17 protein-coding genes are annotated in these 20,824 nt (G+C 65.8%); 4 read left to right on the top strand and 13 right to left on the bottom strand.

The annotated features are described in order from the left end of the window. The 7 genes from AC0L3X_RS32840 to AC0L3X_RS32870 form a co-directional block, all read right to left on the bottom strand. Window positions 1-1,650 (bottom strand): hypothetical protein, encoded by a 1,650-nt coding sequence (locus AC0L3X_RS32840; protein WP_354131389.1) that lies wholly within the window; start codon window positions 1,648-1,650, stop codon window positions 1-3. Further along, a complete protein-coding gene (locus AC0L3X_RS32845; protein ID WP_354076076.1) occupies window positions 1,640-2,422 on the bottom strand; it encodes a methylenetetrahydrofolate reductase in 783 nt (260 codons plus the stop codon). Before AC0L3X_RS32845 ends, AC0L3X_RS32840 begins: the two co-directional genes overlap by 11 nt. 72 nt (window positions 2,423-2,494) lie before the next feature. Next, on the bottom strand, window positions 2,495-4,369 hold the full coding sequence (locus AC0L3X_RS32850) for a flagellar protein (RefSeq protein WP_354131388.1): 1,875 nt from the start codon (window positions 4,367-4,369) through the stop codon (window positions 2,495-2,497). 20 nt (window positions 4,370-4,389) lie between these two features. Then, window positions 4,390-6,273, bottom strand: a complete 1,884-nt coding sequence (gene flgK, locus AC0L3X_RS32855) for a flagellar hook-associated protein FlgK (protein ID WP_354131387.1) — start codon at window positions 6,271-6,273, stop codon at window positions 4,390-4,392. A 34-nt stretch (window positions 6,274-6,307) separates the two neighbouring features. After that, a complete protein-coding gene (locus tag AC0L3X_RS32860; RefSeq protein ID WP_354076071.1) occupies window positions 6,308-8,587 on the bottom strand; it encodes a flagellar hook-basal body complex protein in 2,280 nt (759 codons plus the stop codon). 291 nt (window positions 8,588-8,878) lie between these two features. After that, window positions 8,879-9,391, bottom strand: coding sequence for a peptide-methionine (R)-S-oxide reductase MsrB (gene msrB / locus AC0L3X_RS32865; protein ID WP_283017050.1), 513 nt, complete (start codon window positions 9,389-9,391; stop codon window positions 8,879-8,881). Between the two features lie 86 nt (window positions 9,392-9,477). Beyond that, window positions 9,478-10,935: an NAD(P)/FAD-dependent oxidoreductase gene (locus AC0L3X_RS32870; RefSeq protein ID WP_354099785.1), complete on the bottom strand. Its 1,458-nt coding sequence runs from the start codon at window positions 10,933-10,935 to the stop codon at window positions 9,478-9,480. 93 nt (window positions 10,936-11,028) lie between these two features. Here AC0L3X_RS32870 and AC0L3X_RS32875 point away from each other — a divergent pair, with 93 nt between their 5' ends. Both AC0L3X_RS32875 and AC0L3X_RS32880 read left to right on the top strand, forming a co-directional pair. Next, window positions 11,029-11,565, top strand: coding sequence for a SixA phosphatase family protein (locus tag AC0L3X_RS32875; RefSeq protein ID WP_038956013.1), 537 nt, complete (start codon window positions 11,029-11,031; stop codon window positions 11,563-11,565). 60 nt (window positions 11,566-11,625) lie between these two features. After that, window positions 11,626-12,051 (top strand): universal stress protein, encoded by a 426-nt coding sequence (locus AC0L3X_RS32880; RefSeq protein ID WP_071917342.1) that lies wholly within the window; start codon window positions 11,626-11,628, stop codon window positions 12,049-12,051. Between the two features lie 150 nt (window positions 12,052-12,201). Here AC0L3X_RS32880 and AC0L3X_RS32885 read toward each other — a convergent pair whose 3' ends face one another. Beyond that, complete coding sequence (locus AC0L3X_RS32885; RefSeq protein ID WP_071912174.1) at window positions 12,202-12,438, bottom strand: DUF1127 domain-containing protein; 237 nt, start codon at window positions 12,436-12,438, stop codon at window positions 12,202-12,204. Between the two features lie 185 nt (window positions 12,439-12,623). Here AC0L3X_RS32885 and AC0L3X_RS32890 point away from each other — a divergent pair, with 185 nt between their 5' ends. Continuing rightward, the gene (locus AC0L3X_RS32890; RefSeq protein ID WP_014493975.1) at window positions 12,624-13,967 is read left to right on the top strand and encodes an aminotransferase-like domain-containing protein; all 1,344 of its coding nucleotides are present in this window, start codon (window positions 12,624-12,626) and stop codon (window positions 13,965-13,967) included. Window positions 13,968-14,037: 70 nt separating this feature from the next. Here AC0L3X_RS32890 and AC0L3X_RS32895 read toward each other — a convergent pair whose 3' ends face one another. Both AC0L3X_RS32895 and AC0L3X_RS32900 read right to left on the bottom strand, forming a co-directional pair. Next, a complete protein-coding gene (locus AC0L3X_RS32895; protein ID WP_354076062.1) occupies window positions 14,038-14,637 on the bottom strand; it encodes a YdcF family protein in 600 nt (199 codons plus the stop codon). Between the two features lie 62 nt (window positions 14,638-14,699). After that, complete coding sequence (locus AC0L3X_RS32900; RefSeq protein WP_063982254.1) at window positions 14,700-15,287, bottom strand: hypothetical protein; 588 nt, start codon at window positions 15,285-15,287, stop codon at window positions 14,700-14,702. Between the two features lie 79 nt (window positions 15,288-15,366). On the opposite strand from AC0L3X_RS32900, the gene AC0L3X_RS32905 reads away from it, so the two are divergent. After that, the gene (locus AC0L3X_RS32905; RefSeq protein WP_063982253.1) at window positions 15,367-15,801 is read left to right on the top strand and encodes a hypothetical protein; all 435 of its coding nucleotides are present in this window, start codon (window positions 15,367-15,369) and stop codon (window positions 15,799-15,801) included. 3 nt (window positions 15,802-15,804) lie between these two features. Here AC0L3X_RS32905 and AC0L3X_RS32910 read toward each other — a convergent pair whose 3' ends face one another. The 3 genes from AC0L3X_RS32910 to AC0L3X_RS32920 form a co-directional block, all read right to left on the bottom strand. Further along, window positions 15,805-18,204: a bifunctional diguanylate cyclase/phosphodiesterase gene (locus AC0L3X_RS32910; RefSeq protein WP_063982252.1), complete on the bottom strand. Its 2,400-nt coding sequence runs from the start codon at window positions 18,202-18,204 to the stop codon at window positions 15,805-15,807. A gap of 104 nt (window positions 18,205-18,308) precedes the next feature. Continuing rightward, window positions 18,309-19,742 (bottom strand): MFS transporter, encoded by a 1,434-nt coding sequence (locus AC0L3X_RS32915; RefSeq protein WP_354131386.1) that lies wholly within the window; start codon window positions 19,740-19,742, stop codon window positions 18,309-18,311. A 143-nt stretch (window positions 19,743-19,885) separates the two neighbouring features. Next, a complete protein-coding gene (locus AC0L3X_RS32920) occupies window positions 19,886-20,392 on the bottom strand; it encodes a YciE/YciF ferroxidase family protein (protein WP_028148543.1) in 507 nt (168 codons plus the stop codon). Window positions 20,393-20,824 lie beyond the last annotated feature (432 nt).

Consider the following 20,824-nt stretch of genomic DNA (forward strand, 5'->3'; position numbering starts at 1 on the left):
TCATACCTCGAAGGCGGATTTTTCCGGCGCGGTTGCGGCTGCGCCGCGGTCAAGCAGCAGCTCGATCTTCACCAGGACATGGGCGATGCGATCGAGCAGGTGCTGCACATTGCGTTGCGCCTGCGCCATATCCGGCGACCAGGCCTCGGTCACGAGCCGGGCGCCGACGCAGAGGCGCAGCACGGCTTGCGGCGCATCGTCCTGCCGCTCCAGCCGGACCGGCTGGCCGATCAGGCTGCGCTGGACGGCGATCTGCCGGTCCGCCGCGCTGCCGCTAATTTCGTTGTTCATGTCACGCCGCAGCGCCCGATGGACGGCGCCGGTCTCGGCCATCGAGACCGGCTTGCCGTCGCGCAGCAGCATGAACGGAAAGATCGTGGCGTCCGCGAACTCCTCGTCGTCCCCGGCAGTCTTCTCGGTCGCCGTTGGAATGGGTTGAAGCGACGGCGACAGCGCGATCATGCTGTCGATGCCGGCGGCAAGCTCGGCCAGCGCCCTGACGCGGAAAGCTCCGGGCACGGCGTAGTAGCTGCCGATCTCCGCAAGCGCCGCCTCCCAGCGCAGCCATTGTCCGAAATTCGGCCGGCGCTCGAAGCGTGAGCGCAGCGCCGTCCAGGCCATCGGCCAATCGCAGCGGCCGGCATAGTCGAAGAAGCCCGGCGCAATCCCCTCAATCCGGTCGAGCGACCGCGAAAACCCCTTCGGCACCAGCAGCGCGCCGCTGAAGGCAGGGCCACCGAAGAATTTCGAGCCGGTGATCAGCACCATATAGCCGCGGTCGAGATAGGAGCGCAGCCGGCGGCGGCCGAGCCGCGCCTGGCAGGCGTCGACGACGACCTGAACCTTGCGCGGCCAGCGCCGCGCGATCTCGTCAAGACACGCCACGCTCGGCGCGCGCCAGCCGAGCTTCGAGGAATCCATGATCTGAAGCAGCACGGGCGCACCTTGCGCGATCGTCGCCTCGATCGCCCCCAGCACCGCGGCATCGGTGTCGGCGCGCATCGCGATCCCGGGCCCGGCGCGAAGCAGCGGCAACGTCACGCTGGCGCCGGCGAGTCCGGCAACCGCGCCGTCCTTGCGCACGGCAAGGCCGCTCGTCGTCATGGAGCTGAAATGGTGACCGCGCGCGGTCTGGGCCGTGCCGCTACCGGTCTGGTCGGCGCCGACCACGATCGTCACTGGCGGGGCGCCGAGCACCGCACGCGCCAGGAACAGGGCGTGGAGCTGAGAATCCGTCCCGGACGGCGAGAACACGACGTCGACGCGCGGCGAGAGCTGGAGATGGCCGCGCAACTCCTCGCGCATGTCCTCGCAGCGCGCATCGAAGGCGATCTCGACCTCGTCGAACAGGCACCTGTGCATCAGCTCTTCGCGCGCCAGCGCGGCGCGGTCATAGGCGGATTGCGAGATCGTCGATGCCGTCGAGGAAGCGAAATTCCAGATCTCCGGTTCCGGCGAGGCCGCACAGCCATAAGCGTTGACGCGATCCCCAGCGTCGAGCGCCAGCCGCGGATCTCCGCCGGAGACGAGCAGCGTGTCCAATGGTGTGAAGAGATCGCGCAGGCGGTAGCGCGAGCCGCCGTCGAATGTGCGCTCGGGGACTGACAGACCGGATGCGCCGGCGCTCATCCCGGAAGGCTCACGCCGCATCGGCAGCTGCCGCGGGCGCGGCTGCGAATTGCGAGGCGATGTCGCCGTGGAACACCGACGGCCCGACGTGATCCAGCGAGCTCTCGATGTCGGCCCAGATCTCGCCGCCGATGTCGGTCCAGCGCTTGCAGAAGGCGAAGTCCTCGGAAAGATAAGTCCCCGTCGCCGGATCGATCATGCATTCGAACAGCGCGAAGCGGTTCTGGCTCATCGCCAGCGTGTCGTGCGAGTGCTCGCGGAAGAATTGCAGGCCGGCATAGTTGGGGTGGCGGCACATCGCCTCCAGCACGTGGCGGCGGATCATCAGGAAGCCGGTGCCGGCGTAGCGCACGCGGGTAAAACCGTTGACCACCACGATGCGGTCGGGATCCTCGATCTCGAGCACATAATCGAGCGCGGCCGCCGGCACATCCGCGCGGCCGGACTCGATCGCCCGCCTCGCCTTGTCCCAGTTGACCCGCTTGATCGGATAACAGCCGGCGACGACATCCGCGCCGCATTCGATCAGCCTGAACACCTGCTCGGGCTTGAAGCCGATGTCGGCATCGATGAACAGGAAATGGGTCGCCTTTGGATCGTCGAGGAACATCGCGGCCAGATTGGCCCGCGCGCGCGTGATCAGCGCATCGCCGTCGCGCAAGAGCACCTTGAGCTCGAGATTGGACATGCCGTGCACGGCGCGCTGGAGCGCGAAGATCGAGCTCGCATAGATGCTCGAGACCTGCCCGCCGAAGCACGGCGTGGCCACCACCAGCTGCATCTTGTCCGACATCGACGGCCCCCGCCCCGCTCAACTCCTCACCAAAAGGTAAAGAGGCATGGTTAACGGCGTCTTAATGCGCCGTTACAGGAACTTGACGAGCGACAGCTGGGCGAGTTTCGAGGTAACCTGGTAGGACGCTTGAAGCGCATTCTGGAGCGACAGGAGCTCGCTCGCCACCTGATCCGGCGAGGCCGATTCCGCCTGGTCGATGATGGACTGGAGCTGCGCCTTGGCCTGGGTCTGGCGCGTGCCTGCGTCCTTCATCGTGTTCTGGGCCATCGCGAGGTCCGTCTGGATGTCCTCGATGTGCTGCTGGCCGGGCTGCTTCGTCAGCGACTGCGTCACCCGCAGGCTCAGCGCGGAGACCTGCCCGCCCGCATACTGGCTGGTCGGCGAGGTCGAGAACGTCCCGAACACGGCGATCGCCTGCAATTGCTGGCGGATCGCGTCCTCGTTGGCCTGCGCGCCATATTGCACCGTGACTGAATCATCGACCCGCGCCATCGCCGTGGAGCGCGGCGAGCCGGGCCCGTCATTGCCGGTGTACCATTTCACGGTATTGGCCGAGCCGTTGACCAGCGTCGTCGCCGAACTCGCCGGTGAAGAACCGACGCGCAATGGCGGCTGCGTCGCGGTGACCGGCGTCGAGCCGAAACCGAGCGCGTTGAGTGCGCCCGAGTTCGAGGTCGTGATGTTGAGGCTCGCCGCGTCGTCCGTGTTGATCGTGATCGAGCCGCCATGCACGGTTGAAGGCTTCGACGTGCCCGTGATCTGGTCGATCTTGCTCATCAGCGTCTGGATGCTGTCGCCGACATTGAGCTGGTTGCCGGTCGCGCCCGAATTGACGAAGGTGAGCGTGGTGCCGTTCACGGTGATGGTGTCGCCGGCGGCGAAGCCCGGCGAGATCGAATTCGAGGGGCTCGCGCCGGACAGCGCCGTTGCTCCGCTGACCGGCGCCGGCGGCGCCGCCTGGTTGTTGGCGGGCGCACCGATCGCGGAGCTTGCGGTGTTGAAGAAATTGTCGCCGGCCGTGATCGCGGATGCCGCGACAAGCGAGGTGTTGGCGAGCTTCGTGATCGCGGTGTTCAATGCCGTGTTAAGATTCGTGGCGGTGTTGCCGGGAGTCGTCGCGTCAATCGCGAAGCTGCCGATCGGCGTCGGCGTGGCCGAGGACGCGGTCAGGTCGACCTGCCCGGTGGTGCCGTCCGGCAGCGTGAACTGGACGCTCAGCTTGTCGCCGTCGTTCGGGTTGAGGCCGTTGAGATCGACCGAGAACGACACCGGCGAGCCGCTCGGGCCGGTGACCGTCGCACCCGTCAGCGTCGAGGACACCGCCGCGATCTTCATTCCGAACGGCGATCCGGCGACGTCCTCGGATACCCGCACCGAGCTCGGCGTCGGCTGCGTCTGCACCAGCCGTCCCATGCCGTTGGCACCGAGGTCGGCGGCCTGGCGTTCCGCCATGACGGTCTTGAAGCCCGCCTGCGTGGTCGTGCCGTTGATGATGTCGCCGGCATTGGCAACCGACTGCGTGTTGAACGCCGTCCCGGAGAACAGATAGCGGTTGCCCGACTGCGTGTTGAGAACACCGACCATCGAGCCGAACTGCGAAGCGGCCGTGTTCTGCGCGACGGTCTGTCCGTTGACGTTGAGATCCTGCGCGGTGCTTGCGGAGCCGGTCTGCACCGTGTTGCGGATCGTCGTGAGCGACTGGAGCGCGGTATTGGCGAGGTTGATGTTCACGTTCACGTTCGTGATCGTGTCGGTATAGGCGGCGATGTTGGAGAGCTGCGAACGCCCGGCGATCGCAAAGCCCTCGTTGGTGCCCATCCCGGAATAGTTCTGCGACAGCTTGCCGGTTGCGAGCTGCGTCGACAGGTCGGTAAGCTGCTGATTGATGTTGCGGATCTGCGCGCCGAGGACCGACGAAGAGTAGTTGATGCTGCTGATCGACATCTTTCAGAACCCTGTACTGGTTACACTTGAGCCTGGATCAACGTGTTCATCATGCTCTGCACCACCGACATGACGTGGGCGTTGGCGGCATAGGCATTCTGAAGCTGGATCAGGTTCGACATCTCCGAGTCCAGATTGACGCTGGAGGTCGAGTCGAACTTGGCCTGGAGCGTCGAGACCACGACGCTCTGGCCCTGCTGGAGCTGGGTGGCCTGGGTCGAGGCGTTGGCCTGGACGCTCAGGAACTGCTGGAGGTAGTTCGAGACGCTGCCGGTGAAGGGCTGGTTCGCCGAGCCGAGGCCGGTCGTCGGCGAATAGGAAAACACCGCATTGGTGAGCTGCGAATAGAGATAGTCCGAGCGCGTGGTATCGCCGGCGGGCGTCACCGGCGAGGTGTTGTAGACGGACAGCCTCGTGGGATCGCTGACCAGCTGCGTGTTCACGGCGATGCGCCCGGCAAGGCCGGTCATCTGCGAGCCCGACGCGGTGATCGCACCGGTGTAGAGCGCCTGCCCGCCGTCGGTGAACACCGCCAGCTGCGGGCTGCCCGAGGTCAGCGACGAGATCGTCTTGGTGGTCGAGGCGGAATTGACGTTGGCAAGGCCGGTATTGTCATCGGTCACCCGCAGCGTCGTGGCCGTCGCCGGCGACGGAGCGGCGGAGAACGTCAGGTGCGAGCCTGAGAGCGCGGTGTTGAGCGCAGCGGCGATCGCATTCATGCCGCCGGAGAAATTGACGCCCACCCGCATCGGGTTGGCATTGGTGGCGTTCTGGAGCGACAGCGCCGCCGGGTCGGTCACGTTGACGAGCGTGATCTGGCGCTGGGTGTTGGTCGCCGTGTCTTTGTAGGTGATGTTGACCGTATTGCCCGGCTGCGCACCGGCAAGGTCGAGATCAAATCCGGCCGGCGGGCCTGAGACCGTGCTGCCGGCCGTGGTCTTGTCCGACAGCGCGCTCGACATCGTCGCGGCGAGCTGGTCGATCTGGTCCTGCGCCTGCACCAGCGTCTGGTCGCGCAGCTTGAGATCAGCCGCGATCTGGCCGGAGGAGACCACGTTGTTGGCGACGACGTCGAGCTGCGAGCCGTTCGGCAGCTTGATGTTGAGCGCACCGACGCCCGACTTGGCCGGGTCGGCGTTGTAGAGCGAGGTCGCCGACAGCGCGCCGGCGGAGGCAAAGGTGAATTGCGAGGCGAGCCCGGCGCCGACGAGCTGGATGCCTGTCGTGGTGTAGATATTGGCCTGGTTCGAACCGTCGGTGGTGACGCGAACGTCGACATATTTCGACAGCGTGTTGATGGCCTGGTCGCGCTGGTCCATCAGCGTCGCGGCGGACGGGTCGTTTGCCGACAAGCCCTGAAGCTTGGTGTTGATGTCGGCGACCTGCTGCATCGCCGCGTTGGCCTGCTGTGCCGAGGTGCCGAGATCCTGCTCGACGTTGGAGCGCAGCGACTGGATGCCGTTGGTGGTGACGTTGAGCTGCTTCGCCAACGCCTGCGCCGCGCCGAGGGCAACCGTCTGCGCCGACGACGAGCCGGCGCTGGTCGACAGCGCCTGCAACGCCGTGGTGAATTTGTTCAGCGCGGTTTCGAGCGTGCCGCTGTTGCCGGGCGTGCCGTAGACACTCTGAAGCTGCTTCAGGATGTTGGCCATCTGGTCGGCGTAACCGCTGCCGCCGGTCTCGGTGCGCAGCTGGTTCTGCACAAAGGTGTCGAGCTCCCGGCTGACGCCGGTCGTCATCGCCGTCGAGCCGAAATCGCCGGTGGTGACCTCGATCTGGTTCGGCCTCTGGACGACGTAACCCGGCGTCTGCGAGTTGGCGACGTTCGAGGAGACGATCGAGAGCGCGGCCTGGTTGGCACGCAGACCGCTCATCGCACTGGCGAGGGCTGAACTCAAACCCATATCACTAGCCGCCTTTGGTTACGTCACGCGCCGATCAGCGCAACACGTTCAAGAGATCCTGCACCATCGAATTCGCTGTCGTGATCACCTTGGTGTTGGCCGAATAGGCCTGCTGGGTCACGATCAGCTTGGTGAATTCGTCGGCGATGTCGGTGTTCGAGCCTTCCAGCGACGAGCCGCTGATGCTGCCCGACGCGCCGTCGATCGCTGTGCCCGACTGTTCGGTCGCGGCGTAGGCGCCGCCGTCGAGGGCCTTGAGGTAATTGGTGCCGTTGAAGTGCGACAGCGTCACCTGGGCGAGGTTGAGGTTCTGGCCGTTGGAGAAGGTGCCGACCACGAGGCCGCTGTTGTTGACGGCGACCGAGCGGAGCTGACCGGCGGCGTAGCCGTTCTGCGTGATGGTGTTGATCGTCACCGCGCCGCTGGTGCTGGCATATTGCGTCAGCCCGCCCGAGGACATGTTGAAGGCGACCGAGCCGAGCGACTGGCCGCCGACGCTGACGTTGTTGATGGTGATGCCCGATCCGCTCGGCGAGGTCAGCGAGCCGTCGCTGGCAAAGGTGAAGGCCTGCCCGGTGTTGACCCAGCCGACCGTCGTGCCGGTCGCATTCGGATCGGTCTGGTAGAACAGGTTCCAGGTGTCGGAATGGCCGGTGCCCAGCGAGGCGCTGTCGGTCTTGGCCCAACGCAGCTGCAGGTTCACCGGCGTGCCCGCGGCGTTGTAGGCGGTGACCGCACCGCCGCTGATCGATTCCTTGGTGAACGTGGCGATGTCGTTGCCGATCACGCCGCCGGTGCCGGCAGTGCCGCCACCGCCGCGGTTCTTGGAGATGGACGACGTGAAGCCGAGCGCGGCGAAGGCGCTGCTGTTGTTGGGGCTCGTCACCGTCAAGGTGGGATTGGCGATACCGGTATTCAGGGTGATCACGCCGTTGCTGATCGAAGAGCCGCTCGCACCGCTGAGCGTGTCGATCTGGCTGAGCAGAGTCGCTATGGAGTCGGTGATGTTGATCTGGTTCGGAGGGGTAGCGCCGGAGGCCACGAAGGTGATCGTATTGGCAGCTCCCGTGCCGTTGACCTGGATCGTGTTGCCGACCACGAAGGGCGTCGAGAGGACTTCCGCCCCGCCGGGCGTCGCGGTGCCGCCGAGCTGTGTACCACTCGTAATCGCGGGAGTGGACAGCACGTTACCGCCGCGCGTCACGCTGCTGACGCCGAGCAATCCTGCCGCAGTGCCGCCGATCGTCACGTCGGCCGTGGTGCTGGTCGTGATCTGGATGTTGCCGCTGGCATTCATAGTCACGCTGGAGGCGGGAACGCCGGCTCCAGACGCGATCGCGCTGAGGACATCCGACATCAGTGCGCTGGTGGGCGACTTCAGACCAATCGTAGTGACCGCCGGGGGGCCCGCAACCGTCGAAACGCCCGAGACGGTGTTATCGAAGTTGATTGTTTGGCCGTTGACCGTCAACGACTTGCCGGCCAGGTTGGTGAGAAGGCTGGTGTTGAGATGCGTGGCCAAGCCCGCATCGAGAGACGTGCTGCCAGTTGCCACCGCCGAAGCGCTGTCCAGCAGTGCCACCGAGCCAGTCGCGGTCGTCGCCGTATAGGCCGAGCGCAGATTGCCGGTAGCCGCCGCGCCGGAGACCGTCGCATTCGAATAGGGCGGCGGCGGCGTGCCGACGATCAGCGGGTTGGCGGCGAAATCGGACGGGTTCAGGCCGCCGGCCGCCAGCAGCGTGCCGCTCGCCGCGGTCGAGCTCGCCCCCGTGTTCGGCACGCTCGGCAGGTTCGCGGCGTACTGGATCGCGGTTGTCGCCTGTGCCGGGATGAAGTTGTTCTGGAATTTCAGGACGGACGCCACATTGCCGGTCGGGTTGCCGGTCTTGGGGTCGACCGTGACGCCCATCAGGTAGTAGCCGGCGCCATTGACGAGATTGCCGTTGGAATTGAGCTGGAAGTCGCCGCGGCGGGTGTAGTAGGTGACGCCGCTGAACTGCGGCAAGTTGTCGACGACGTTAGTCGCCTTCTGGATCGAGAAGAAGCCGTCGCCGGTGATCGCCATGTTGGTCGCGACGGAGGAGGACGAGATCGTACCTTGGGTGGTGATGGTCGCCTTGGCGTTGGCCGTCACGCCGCCTGCGACCTGCTTGCTCGGCACCGAGGCGTCGGGAATGAGATCGACGAAGCTGGTGCCGATGCCCTTGTAACCGGTGGTGGATGAGTTCGCGATGTTGCCTGAAATGTTCTGCAGCGCGTAGGACTGCGCCTGCAGGCCACCCACCGAGGTGTTCATTGCATCGAAGATACCCATAACTTTGTCTCCAGATCCGATCTCGGCGGCCGGTCGACCATGGCCGCAGTCGGAAGAGACAGTCGCAAGGGCTATGCCAATGCGGGTATTCTCAGGAAATCAATGACTTGAATGGGAAGGCCCCGGTCCGATGACCGGGGCACAATTGCCGGGCCGGCAACAATTGCCGGGGCATCGGGTCATTCCGGGGCGGCCCGCAGCACCGAACTCAGGTGCGCAATTGCGCACCTGAGAAGCTCGAGATTCCGGATTCGATGCTCACGCATCGCTCCGGAATGTCTCCAGCGAGACCTACGTTGCCGACGCGGCGGCCGGGTGGAAGACCAGCCCGAAACCGTCGATGCAATAGCGCAATCCGGTCGGCTTCGGACCGTCGTCGAAGACGTGGCCGAGATGGCCGCCGCAGCGCCGGCAATGCACTTCGGTGCGCACCATGCCGAAGGTACGGTCCTCCGTCTTGCCGACATTGCCTTCGATCGGCTGGTAGAAGCTCGGCCAACCCGTGCCGCTCTCGAACTTGGTGTCGGATGCGAACAGCGGCAGGTCGCAGCCGGCGCAGGCGAAGATGCCCTTGCGGTGTTCCTTGAGCAGCGGGCTGGAGCCTGGCCTCTCGGTGCCCTCCTTACGGAGGATTTCATATTGCTGCGGCGTGAGCTGGGCGCGCCACTCGGCGTCCGTCTTCTCGATCTCGAATTTTTGCGTGGCCTTCTCTCCAGCCTCGGCTGGCGTTCCTCTCAGCCAGCGGAAGGCCGAAAGGCCGAACAGGCCGGCAACAGTCGTCAGCAGGATGCGGCGATCAAACATCTCATTCTCCGTGCGCGGGGAGTCCACGCCCTGAGATACGGGCTCTAACGGCCGACGTTACACGTCCGGCCGGGGTTTTTCTCAACTTATTGCGAGACGACGTCGCCCTGCGGAACCGGTTCCACGCCCTCAGCCGCAGGTTTCGGCGGAGGGGCCGGCCGCGGCCGGACGCCCGGCGGCGGACGGCGCGGACCGGTGCCGGCGGCCCGGTTGGCCTCGGCGAGGCGCGCCTCGCGTTCCCGGTCCTTGACGCGGGCCCGCTCGCGGTAGCGGGCGAGCGAGCCTGCGGCGGCGGAACTCGCCCTGCCCCAGACTCCCACCAATTGGCCCGCGACCCTTCCGGTCGTGCCGCCCGCCCAGACCAGCTCGAACGGCGAGAACAGCTTCCAGCGCTCGTCGCCCCACAAAATGCTGCGCGCGATCAGCTGCCCGGCCATGGCCGAGGTGTTCATGCCCTGGCGGCCGAACCCGCTCGCCACCCACAGGCCTTTGCGCAACTGGCCGATCTGCGGCATGCCGTGCACGGTCTGGCCGGTGGCGCCGCCGAACATGTCGGTGATCTCGACATCGCCGAACTGGGGGAAAATCGATCTGATCCGCCGCCTGACCGCGCCCGCAAAGCGCTGCGGACGCGCGGCCCAGGTGGTCTCGGGGCTTTCCCACATCAGGCGGTCACCGTCGACGACACGGAAATGGTCGACCCCGTCGGAATCCATCACCGATCCCTTGAACGCCACGATCTCGTGCACGCGTTCGCCGAGCGGCGCGGTAATCCCGGCATAGCGCCAGACCGGCAGCAGCGTCTCCGACAGGCGCCTCAAGGGCGCGCCGAGGTGGATGTTGCCGGCCAGCACGATGTGGGTGGCGCGCAGCCGCGCCGAGGGCGTGACGATGCGCTTGCGGATGCCGGAATGATCGATGCTGACGACCGGCGTATCCTCGAAGATGCGCGCTCCCGCCCGCCGCGCCAGCGCTGCGAGGCCGTGCACATATTTGCGGCCGTCGAGCTGGAATGCCCGGGGATAATAGACGCCGTGGAAGTAACGGTCGGTCTTGAGCGCCTCGCGGACGCGATCCACCTGCCAGCCCTCGACCTCCGTGTCGAAATCCTCGTGGAGCATCTGCAACCGGCTGATCAGCCGGTCGCCGGCATCGACGTTGGAGACCTCCAACACGCCATCGCTCGGGCCAATGCCGGGCATGTTCTCTTCGGTGGCGTTGGCCCGGACGAACTCGGCGCCCTCCTTCGCCAGCGTCCACAATTCGCGCGCGTCCTCGAAGCCGATGCGCTCGATCAAATCGGCGAGCGGCAGCGCAAAGCCCGGCATCACGGTGCCAAGCTGGTTTCCGGAGGCGTTCCAGCCGATATGGCGGCCCTCGAGCACCGCGACGCTGGCTCCGAGCCGGGCTGCCTCCAGCGCGATGGAGAGCCCGGCAAGCCCGGCCCCGATCACGCAGATGTCGGCGTCGAGATCAAACGACAGTCGCGTGCGTTCACGAAAGCCGGCTTCTTCCTGGGACACGCTTGTGAAAGTCTCGCTCATGTCGTTTCCTTAAAGGACCGATCGGGCCCTTGTCACCTTGTCCTCAACCGGCGCCTGTAGATTATTCTGGACGCGTAACGATTCGAGAATGCCATGCGCCGTTTGATGTTGCTGCGTCACGCCAAGACCGAGACTGACGCGCCGAGCGGCCGTGACCAGGATCGTCGCCTCGACGACCGCGGCCACAAGGATGCCGCACAGATCGGGGATTGGCTCGCCACCCATCCCCCCTTCCCCAAGGCCGTGCTGGTGTCGCACGCCGTCCGGGCCCGGCAGACCTGGGACATTGCCTGGGAGACGATGAAGGACCGCGTCGCAGCGCCGCAGGTGGAGGTCCTGCCCGAACTCTACGGCGCCGATCCCGCCCAGATCCTGGAATCCATTCGCACTGCAACCGTTCCGGCCAACCCGAAGCAGTTGCTGCTGGTGGGCCACAATCCCGGCATGCACGAGGCCGCGCTGATGCTGATGGGCGGCGGCGATCCGGCCGGCGCCAAGGCGCTCGCTCACAATCTGCCCACGTCGGGGCTTGCGATCTTCGACTTTGACGTCAAGGATTGGGGTGACGTGGCCTACCGCCGCGGCAAACTGGTGCTGTTCGTCAGCCCCAAGCTGCTTCGATCGGGTTGAGACGCGCGGGGCGCGCCGTCTCGACCGGTTGATCCCAGCTTGGTCAATTGGGAGGCGCAGATGTTCAAGTCCATCCTCGTGCCCATCGACCTCGCCGACACCGATCTGGCCAAGCCGGCGCTCGCGACCGCGATAACGCTGTCGCAGACCTGGAGCGGATCGATACGACTGCTCAACGTGCTGCCGATGACGCCGGTGATGCTCGCCGAATACGTCCCGGCCGACTTCGACGAGCAGCAGCGCCAGACCTCCGAGGAAGCGCTCGCCATCGTCGCGCGGGAGTCAGGCATCGAGACGGGGCGCATTTCCAGCGTGGTGCGACAGGGCGGCATCTATCATGAGATCCTGGAGGAGGCCATGCACATGAAGGCCGACCTGATCGTGATGACCTCGCACCGGCCGGCGATGCGCACCTATTTCCTCGGCTCCAACGCCGGGCACGTCGTGCGCTACGCCAAGTGCTCGGTGCTGGTGGTCAGGCACTGAGCGCCACAACAAACGCTGTCATTGCGAGCGCAGCGAAGCAATCCAGAGTCTTTCCGCGGTGGCAGTCTGGATTGCTTCGCTCCGCTCGCAATGACGACGCGGAGGCATTGTCACCACGCCCGGACTTGCGGGCGTGGCGGCCGAACAAACTCACAGATACCGCGTCAGCTCGGCCTTGAACTGCCCGTAGACGGCGTCCTCGATCTGGCTGCGCGTGATCCCGATGTCGCGCAAGGCGTGGTCGTCGAGCTCGTTCAGCGTCTTGACGGCAGAGCGGCGCTCCAGGCGGTCGAACAGCGCATGGGCGACGTTGGCGAGCGTGCTGAAAAATCCGCCCGACGAGGATGGGCGTAAACTCCGCCCGGCAGTTTGCGAGATCGTGGTCATTTTTCTTCTCCGGCCTATTGTCCGCGCAGCGAAGCAGGTGCCGTTGGCGCGGACGCTGTGAGCGCCTGCACCTCATTTGCCATCGGATTGCTCTCGCTCTCCTCGGCTCAATCGCGGAACTTGATGGAACTTAAATGCTCCAGTACACTACTCGGAGCAAGTAAAACATTGCTCTCGGTGCAATAATGTCCAAGTTCGAATACGTGAAGCTTGCCGATGCCATTGCGGCCGATATCACTAAAGGCACGTTAAGGCCCGGCGACCGGCTGCCGCCACAGCGCAACTTTGCCTATGACCGCGGCATCGCGGTCTCGACCGCGAGCCGGGTTTATACGGAGTTGCTTCGCCGCGGGCTCGTCGTCGGCGAGGTCGGCCGCGGCACGTTCATCTCCGGCGACATCAAGCGCGAGGTCGAGGCGTTGAGCGAGCCGCGCGACGCGCGGATCGATTTCGAGGTCAATTATCCGTTATTGCCGCAGCAATGGGCGATGATCGCCAAGAGCCTTGCCGGGCTCGAGCGCGTCGACGCGCTCGAATCCGCCCTGCGCGTCTCGACCAGCACCGGCACCAAGAGCGCGCGCAATGCGGCCGTCGCCTATCTCGCGCGCAAGGATTTCACGCCGCAGGCCGAGCAGATCGTCTTCACCGCCAACGGCAAGCAGTCGCTCGCCGCCGCGCTCGCCGCCCTCGTTCCCACCGGCGGCCGCTGCGGCGTCGAGGCGCTGACCTACCCTTACGTCAAGAGCATCGCGGCGCGGCTCGGCGTGACGCTGGTCCCGATTCCGATGGACGAATACGGTGCACGGCCCGATGCGATCCAGAAAGCGCATCGCGAAGCGCATCTGTCGGCGCTGTATCTCCAGCCCATCATCCAGAACCCGCTCGGCGTCACCATGAACGCGACGCGGCGCGCCGACATCATGCGCGTTGCCGAGAAGCTCGATCTCACCATCATCGAGGACGCCGTCTACGGCTTCCTCGCCGACGACACGCCGCTGGCAGCGCTCGGGCCGGACCGTTGCATCGTGATCGACAGCCTGTCCAAGAAGGTCGCACCGGGCCTCGCGCTCGGCATCCTCGTGACCCCGCCGCATCTGCGCGAGAGCGTGATGAGCGCGGTCCGGACCGGCGGCTGGATCGCCTCGGGCCATGCGCTGGCGTCCGGGCAGCGGCTGATGGCCGACGGCACCGTCGCCGAGCTGACACGGCTGAAACGGATCGACGCTGCGCGCCGGCAGCAGACCGCGGCAAGGCTGCTTGCCGGCTACCAGATCGCGGCCGACGCGCGCTCCTATCATCTCTGGCTGACACTGCCGCCGCACTGGCGCTCGCAGACCTTCGTCGCCGCAGCAGCCCGGCGCGGCATCGCACTGACGCCATCCTCGACGTTTGCAATTGCGCACGGACATGCACCGAACGCGGTGCGGCTCGCGCTCGCCCCGCCCTCGCTCGAGCAGCTCGATTCCGGCCTGCGCACGCTCGTGTCGCTGCTCGGCACCAAGGAAGAGGATTTCGACTCGACGGAGTAAGCCAGAGCGTTGCGAGCGAAGTGATACCGGTTCGAAAACGCGTCGCGACAAAGATCCGGCCCTTCGCCGCTCAGGCCGCCGGCCATTCCGCGATAAAGCCCTTCGCCTTGTACGGCTCGATCTTGTCCCATTCGTGCAGGACACGCCGGCGAAACTCGACATCGGTGTGCCAGAGCGCGCGCGGTGTCGCAAAGCTGTCGACGGTGAGCAGCATCTTCTCGACTTCAGGCCAGTGCCGATGCAGCGTCATCGGGTAGCGGCGCGCCGTCCAGGTGTTGCCGAGGCAGATCACGCTCCGGATGTCTTGCAGCCCCAGCGCCGCATCAATGATCGGCAGCGAGAAAGTCACGTTCTCGCCGGTGTTCATCGCGCGATGTTCCTCGAGGATGAGGTCCGCAGGAATGCCGGCCTCGACCATCGCTGCCTTGATGATGGTGCACTCAGATTGCTCCGAGCCCGGCGTCACACCACCGCTGACAATCGACCTGCGGAAAAGGCCCTCGCGCCACAGCCTCGCGGCGGTGTCGGCGCGCAAGCCAACGTCCTCGCGGGTGCCGAACATGAACAACAGATCGGCCGGCCGCAGCGGCGTATCGATCAGATGCGTACGGTTGATTTCGACGATCTCATCCGCTGTAGGCTGGCGCCTGTTGCGATCCATGGTTGGCATGACGGCACGATGCGACACCGGCGCAGGAGCACGAAGTCACGTTTGATTGCGGCCGATTGCACCTAAGGCAGCAACGCCTTCGGCACACGATCGAAACTGTAGCTGTGCGGCTGGTTGCGCCGCACGAAGCCGCCGACCTGCCAGGCGAACAGCGCGGCAAAGCCGATGATGAACAGGGCGCCGGCGAACTCCCCGATCATGAGCGCGCGGATCAGAAGCCCCGTCATCGCCACCGTCAGCACCGCCAGGAAGGCCAGCACCGCCGCATAGGTCTTGCGGCCGAGGCCTGCGGTCAATTCGGCGCGGCTGCCGGCTTGCGCCATACGTGCGTGCAGTTCGATGATGAAATCGCGAAAACCGTTGTCCTGCGGCGCCATCAGCGCCGCGGTCTGCCAGCTCGTCGACAGGATCCTGACGCGGCCGCCGCCGGTGTGGCTGACATCGGCGCGAAAGCGGTGCTGCTGCATCGACACCGGGCGAAACGACAGCCGGATCGCCGAGATCTCGTCATAGCGCCACAGGCCGGAGCGCCCGGCGATGTGCCAGGACAGGCCCTCGTCCGTCAGCTCGAAACGATGCGCCGAGCCGATCAGCGACGCCTTGTAGGCGTAGCTCGTGACCGACGGGCCTTGCGCTCCCGAAACCTGCATCCCCACAATCAATCCCGTCCGCGCAATCCTGCCTGCGATCGGCTTGCGCGATCGCCCTCGCCCATCCTACAAGCGGGGCATGGCTGAGACGACCTTTTTTCCGCGCCGCCTGATTCTCGGTGCCGCCGTGATCTCCGGCGTGCTGCTCGCGCTCGCGGTGCACATGCTGGGTGCGCGCTACGGGCTCGACCTCGGCGGGCTCTGGCATTCCGACTCGCATGAATTCATACCCGCGGGCGCAGCGATCGCCTGGTGGCTGATTGCCACGGTGGGTTTCTCCGGCGGCTATTTCACGGCGACATTGATGCAGAGCGCCGTCTCCGGGCAGATCCCGCAGCGGATGCGGCAATTCCTGATCGCGGTCGGCGTGCTGCTGCTTGCCGGTGCGGGCCAGGTGGCCGCGGCGCCGAGCCCGATCCCGTCCGTCTCGGGCGTGCTCGCCGGGCTGGCCGCGCTATGTCTTGGCGCCGTGATGGCGTTTTGCGGCGCGCATTTCGCGCTGCGCCGCGGCTAGACATCAGGCCGAGGCGAGCAGCCGCGGCCGGTTCAGCATCAACGCGACATCGGATGCGGGCCGCGGCTTGCTGAAAAGATAGCCCTGCGCCTGGGTGCAGCCCTCGCGCCGCAGCAGCTCGAGCTGCGCGTCGTTCTCGACGCCTTCCGCCGTGGTGACGATGCCGAGGCTGCGCCCGAGGCCGGTCACGGCGCGGATGATCGCCATGGAATCCTCGCGCGTCGCAAGCTCCGACACGAAGGAGCGGTCGATCTTGATCTTGTCGAATGGGAAGCTGCGCAGGTAGCTCAGCGACGAATAGCCGGTACCGAAATCGTCGAGCGAGATCCGCACGCCCATGGCGCGCAGCTCGTGCAGGGTGGTCAGCGTCGCCTCGCTGTTCTGGAGCAGCACCGATTCGGTGATCTCGAGCTCGAGCCGCCGCGCCGCGAGCCCTGAGGCTGCAAGCGCATCGGTCACGGATGCGATCAGGTTCGGGCTCTTGAACTGCACCGGCGACAGGTTGACGGCGACATCGACATCGTCCGGCCAGGTGGCGGCGTCACTGCAGGCGCTGCGCAGCACGAACTCGCCGAGCTGGACGATGAGGCCGGTCTCCTCGGCCACCGGGATGAAGTTGATGGGGGCGATCAGGCCACGCTGCGGATGGTTCCAGCGCAGCAGCGCCTCGAAGGCGACGACGCGGCCGCTGGCGACGTCGCGGATCGGCTGGTAGTACGCCTCGAACTCGTCGCGCAGCAACGCTGCCCGCAAGTCCATCTCCAGCAGCCGCCGCGCCTGCGCGCGCGCATCCATGCCGGTCTCGAAGAAACGATAGGTACCGCGGCCGTCCGCCTTGGCGCGGTACAGCGCGAGGTCGGCGTTCTTCAACAGCTCGTCCGGATTGTCGCTGTCCTGCGGCGACAGCGAGATGCCGATCGAGACGCCGATCACGATCTGATGGTCGTCGATCTCGTAAGGCGCGGAGATCACCTCGACGAGGCGGCCGGCAAGGGCTCGCGCCGCGGCTTCCTCGGAGCGCCCGATCTGGACCACGGCGAACTCGTCGCCACCGAGCCGCGCGACGGTGTCGCTCGCGCCGACAGTGGCCTTCAGCCTGCGACCGACTTCCTTGAGCAGCGCATCGCCGATGGGATGGCCGAGCGAGTCGTTGATGTCCTTGAAGTGATCGAGATCGAGGCACAGCACCGCGAGCTGGTCGCCCGACTTCGCCCGGCCCAGTCCCTGCTCGAGCTGCTCGTGGAACAGCACGCGGTTCGGCAGATTGGTCAGCGCGTCATGGCGCGCCATGTGCGAGATCTTGGCCTGCGCCTCCAGCCATTCGGTGATGTCCTCGAAAGTCGCGACCCAGCCGCCGCCCTGCATCGGCTGGTTGACGACGCGGATGGAGCGACCGAACCGGGCGACGACCTGGCTGGTCGTGCGGCCCTCGCGCGCGTCGGCCACGAGGCGTGCGAAGAATTCGCCCGCATCGCCCTGCCACTGGCCCTTGGCCTGCTCTTCCCGCAACACGTCGACGAGCAGGCGGCCGGCGAGCGGAATGTCGGTGCGGCCGAGCAACGCTGCGTAGCGCTCGTTGAAGAGCTGGATCTTGCCGTCCGCATCGAACATGCACAGTCCCTGCGACATGTTCTCGAGCGCGGTATCCAGCACGACTTGCTGGCGTCCCAGTTCGCCCTTGGCGCGGCGGTCGAGCAGAGCCGCCGCGAGCGCAATCGCGATGATCGCAGCGGCGGCGCTGGCGGTGAGGATCGACAATGAGGCCGGCGGGATCGACAGGCCGCTGATCACGACCGCAGGATCCGGCGTCAGCTCCACGGCGCCCATGGCGGTGAAATGATGCGAGACGATGGCAAGCGTCAGCAGCACCGTCGCGCCGAGCGCGCCGGCAAGGCTGTCGCGCCGCCCTGCAACGACCATGGCAAGCGACCCGAGAACGATGCCGAGGATGATCGAGACCGTCACTGTGCCGGTCGTCCAGCCGATGTGCGCGGGAATCTCGAGCGCCATCATGCCGGTGTAATGCATGGCGGCAACGCCGCCACCAACGACGGCGCCACCGAGCGCAACCAGGCCCGCCCGCGTCACCGACACCGAGATGCTCAGCCCGATGAAGGTGACCGCGATCGCGAAGATCAGCGACAGGACCGTCAACGGAATGTTGTAAGCGCCGCCCGCACCAGGACCGTAAGCCTGCATCGCGATGAAATGGGTTGCCCAGATGCCGCCGCCGGCGACGACGGCATCAAGCGCGACCCACGATACGCGAGCTCCCCCGCGCGCCGCACGCGCGCGGTGGAACAGGCTGATCGCCGCCGCGCTGGCGAGCAGACACACCGCTCCGCCAAGTGCGACCAGACGCCAATCATGCTGATCCGTCAGGCAGTAAAGTACTTGATACATTGCCGGCCCCTATTCCAATCGCACTAGAGCCGGCAGAGATGGACAGTCGGTAACCGGCTATGCGCCGGTTTCGGGAATGGTGAACAGAGAATGTGTGGGATCGCTCACATTGAGCGGCCTTGCGCCTTTGCGTCAGGTGCAATTGCGCCGAGGCCGATCACGGCGGCGGCGAGCAGCAGGACGGCCGCCGATATGATTAGCGACTGGTGAAGGCCCGTCATGAATGCACTGTCCGAGGCCACCAGCGAGCCGAATAGCGCGACGCCGAGCACGCTGCCGGTCTGCCGCGTCGCGTTCAGGACGCCGGCGGCGATGCCGGAGCGCGCCTTGTCGATGCTGCCGAGCAAGCTGGAGGTCAGCGGCGGCACCAGCAGGCCAAGTCCGCCGCTGATCGCGATCATCTGCGCAAAGATCGCCCAGTAGCTGGTCCCGGCTTCGGTCCAGAGCAGCCCGAGACAGCCGAGTGCCGAGATACAGGCGCCGACCACGATGGTCGGGCATGAGCCGATGCGCTCGGCCAGACGCGGCGCCAGCAGGTTGACGGGCAGCACCGCCCCCATCATCGGCACGAAGGCGAGCCCGGTCCACCAGGCCGACAGCCCGTTGATCCTCTGGAAATACAGGCTCAGCACGAAGATCAGGCCGTAGATCGCGATGTTGACGAAGAGGCCGACGATCGTGGTCAGGGTAAACAGCCGGTGACGGAACAGCGACAGCGGCAGCATCGGCTGCACGGTGCGGCTCTCGCGCCAGACGAAGAGCACCGCGAATGCGGCTGAGGCAACGAATGCTGCGATCACGGCTGGATGGCTCCAGCCGAGCGCGCCGGCTTCGATGATCGCGCCGGCAAGCGTGCCCAACGCAGCGATCGCGGCGAGCTGGCCGGGCAGATCGATCTCGCGCGAGCGCGACCGCGTGGTCTCGCTGGCGTAGCGCCAGCTCAGCCACAAGCCGGTAAGACCGATCGGCAGGTTGACCAGGAAGATCGCGCGCCAGCCGACCAGCGTGATCAGCGCGCCGCCGACGAAGGGACCGGCAGTGAGCGCCAGGCTGGCGCCGGCGGCCCAGACCGCCACGGCGCGGCCACGCGCGCGGTCGTCCGCATAGGCATGATTGAGCAGCGCCAGGGAATTCGGCACCAGGATCGCCGCCGCCAGCCCCTGGACCAGCCGCGCAGCAATCAGCGCGGCCGCATTGGGCGACATCGCGCAGGCGAGCGAGGCCGCGGTGAAGATGGCGAACCCCGACATGAAGATGCGCTTGGCGCCGATGCGATCGCCGAGCGCACCGGCGGTCAGAATGAAGGCGGCAAAGGCGATGGTGTAGGCGCTGACCACCCATTGCAGCTCGGCGATGCCGCCGCCGAGCGATTTGCCCATCGCGTCCAGCGCAGTGTTGACGATGGTGACGTCGAGCTGGACGACGCCATAGCCGAGGCTCATCGCGGCAAGCGTGAGGGAGGTTGCAAGGCGCGAGCCGGCACGCTGCGCAGCGGCTCCGCCGTCGAGGGGTTCATATTTGATGATGCTGGCTCGCATGCTGCCGCCTCGGTTGCAGCCCCATGCGAAACATACGCTACCAGCCCGCCGCCATGCTTCGACAATGACCGAATGATGAATGCGTCATACGCCAGCGCCGCGCGGATGACCGCGCGACGCCTTTTTCGCAGCTACGCCCGGTCCTAGCTCGCCGCGCGCAGGTTGACCTTGCTCTCGGCGAGCGTGGTCAGCTTCCTGTCGGTCGCCTTCTCTTCTTCCAGCGTCTTGGCGAGCACGGTGGCGCAGTCATTGCGGCCGAGCTGCTTGGCCCAGGCGATCAGGCTGCCGTAGCGGACGATCTCGTAATGCTCCGCGGCCTGGGCCGCATTGATCAGGGCGGCGTCCAGCACCGCCTTGTCGGCGACTTCACCGGCGGTCTCGTCGGCTTCCTCGATGATGCCGTCGATCGCCGGGCAGTCGACCGCCTTCACCTGCGCGCCGTGCATCTTGAACACTTCCTCGAGCCGCTTGACGTGCTGCTTGGTTTCTTCGAGGTGCGTCAAAAAGCCCTGCTTCAGCTGCGGATCGGTGGCCTTATCTGCCATTTTCGGCAGCGCCTTGGTGAGCTGCTGCTCGGCATAATAGATGTCCTGTAGCTGGTGCACGAACAGGTCGTTCATGGTCTTGATGTCTTTTGTGAACAGTCCCATCGTTCCGATCCTCGCGGTTTCGGGAACACGGAGGCGTCGGCTCGCACGAAAAGCCGATGATTCCGCCATGTTCGATTGCTGATGGAGCGCTAACCAGCGCACAGTACCGACGTTCCAAAAAAGCTCGCATCGCTTGCGCTGGAACAATGCCGACTACGGGCGGACACGAAATCATGTCAAGATGCGGACGCGCGTTCCAGGCAAGTGCCTCGACTCATATGCTTAACGCGCGCCCGATATGAACCACATATGACAAAAGCGGCGGTCCACCGCAGAACCTATCGGTCGAACGCAGAACCTATTGTTGTCAAGGGCTGCACAAGTCGCTGTTTTTGCCTTAAATGAGCTACATCATACCTAGCGGTCGAAGCCCATTTCGGGCAGTGATCGCACCCGACCGGCCAATGTCTGGCCGATCGGTCTTGCCCCCCG

The sequence above is a fragment of the Bradyrhizobium sp. MI1.7 genome (genome assembly GCF_055811795.1).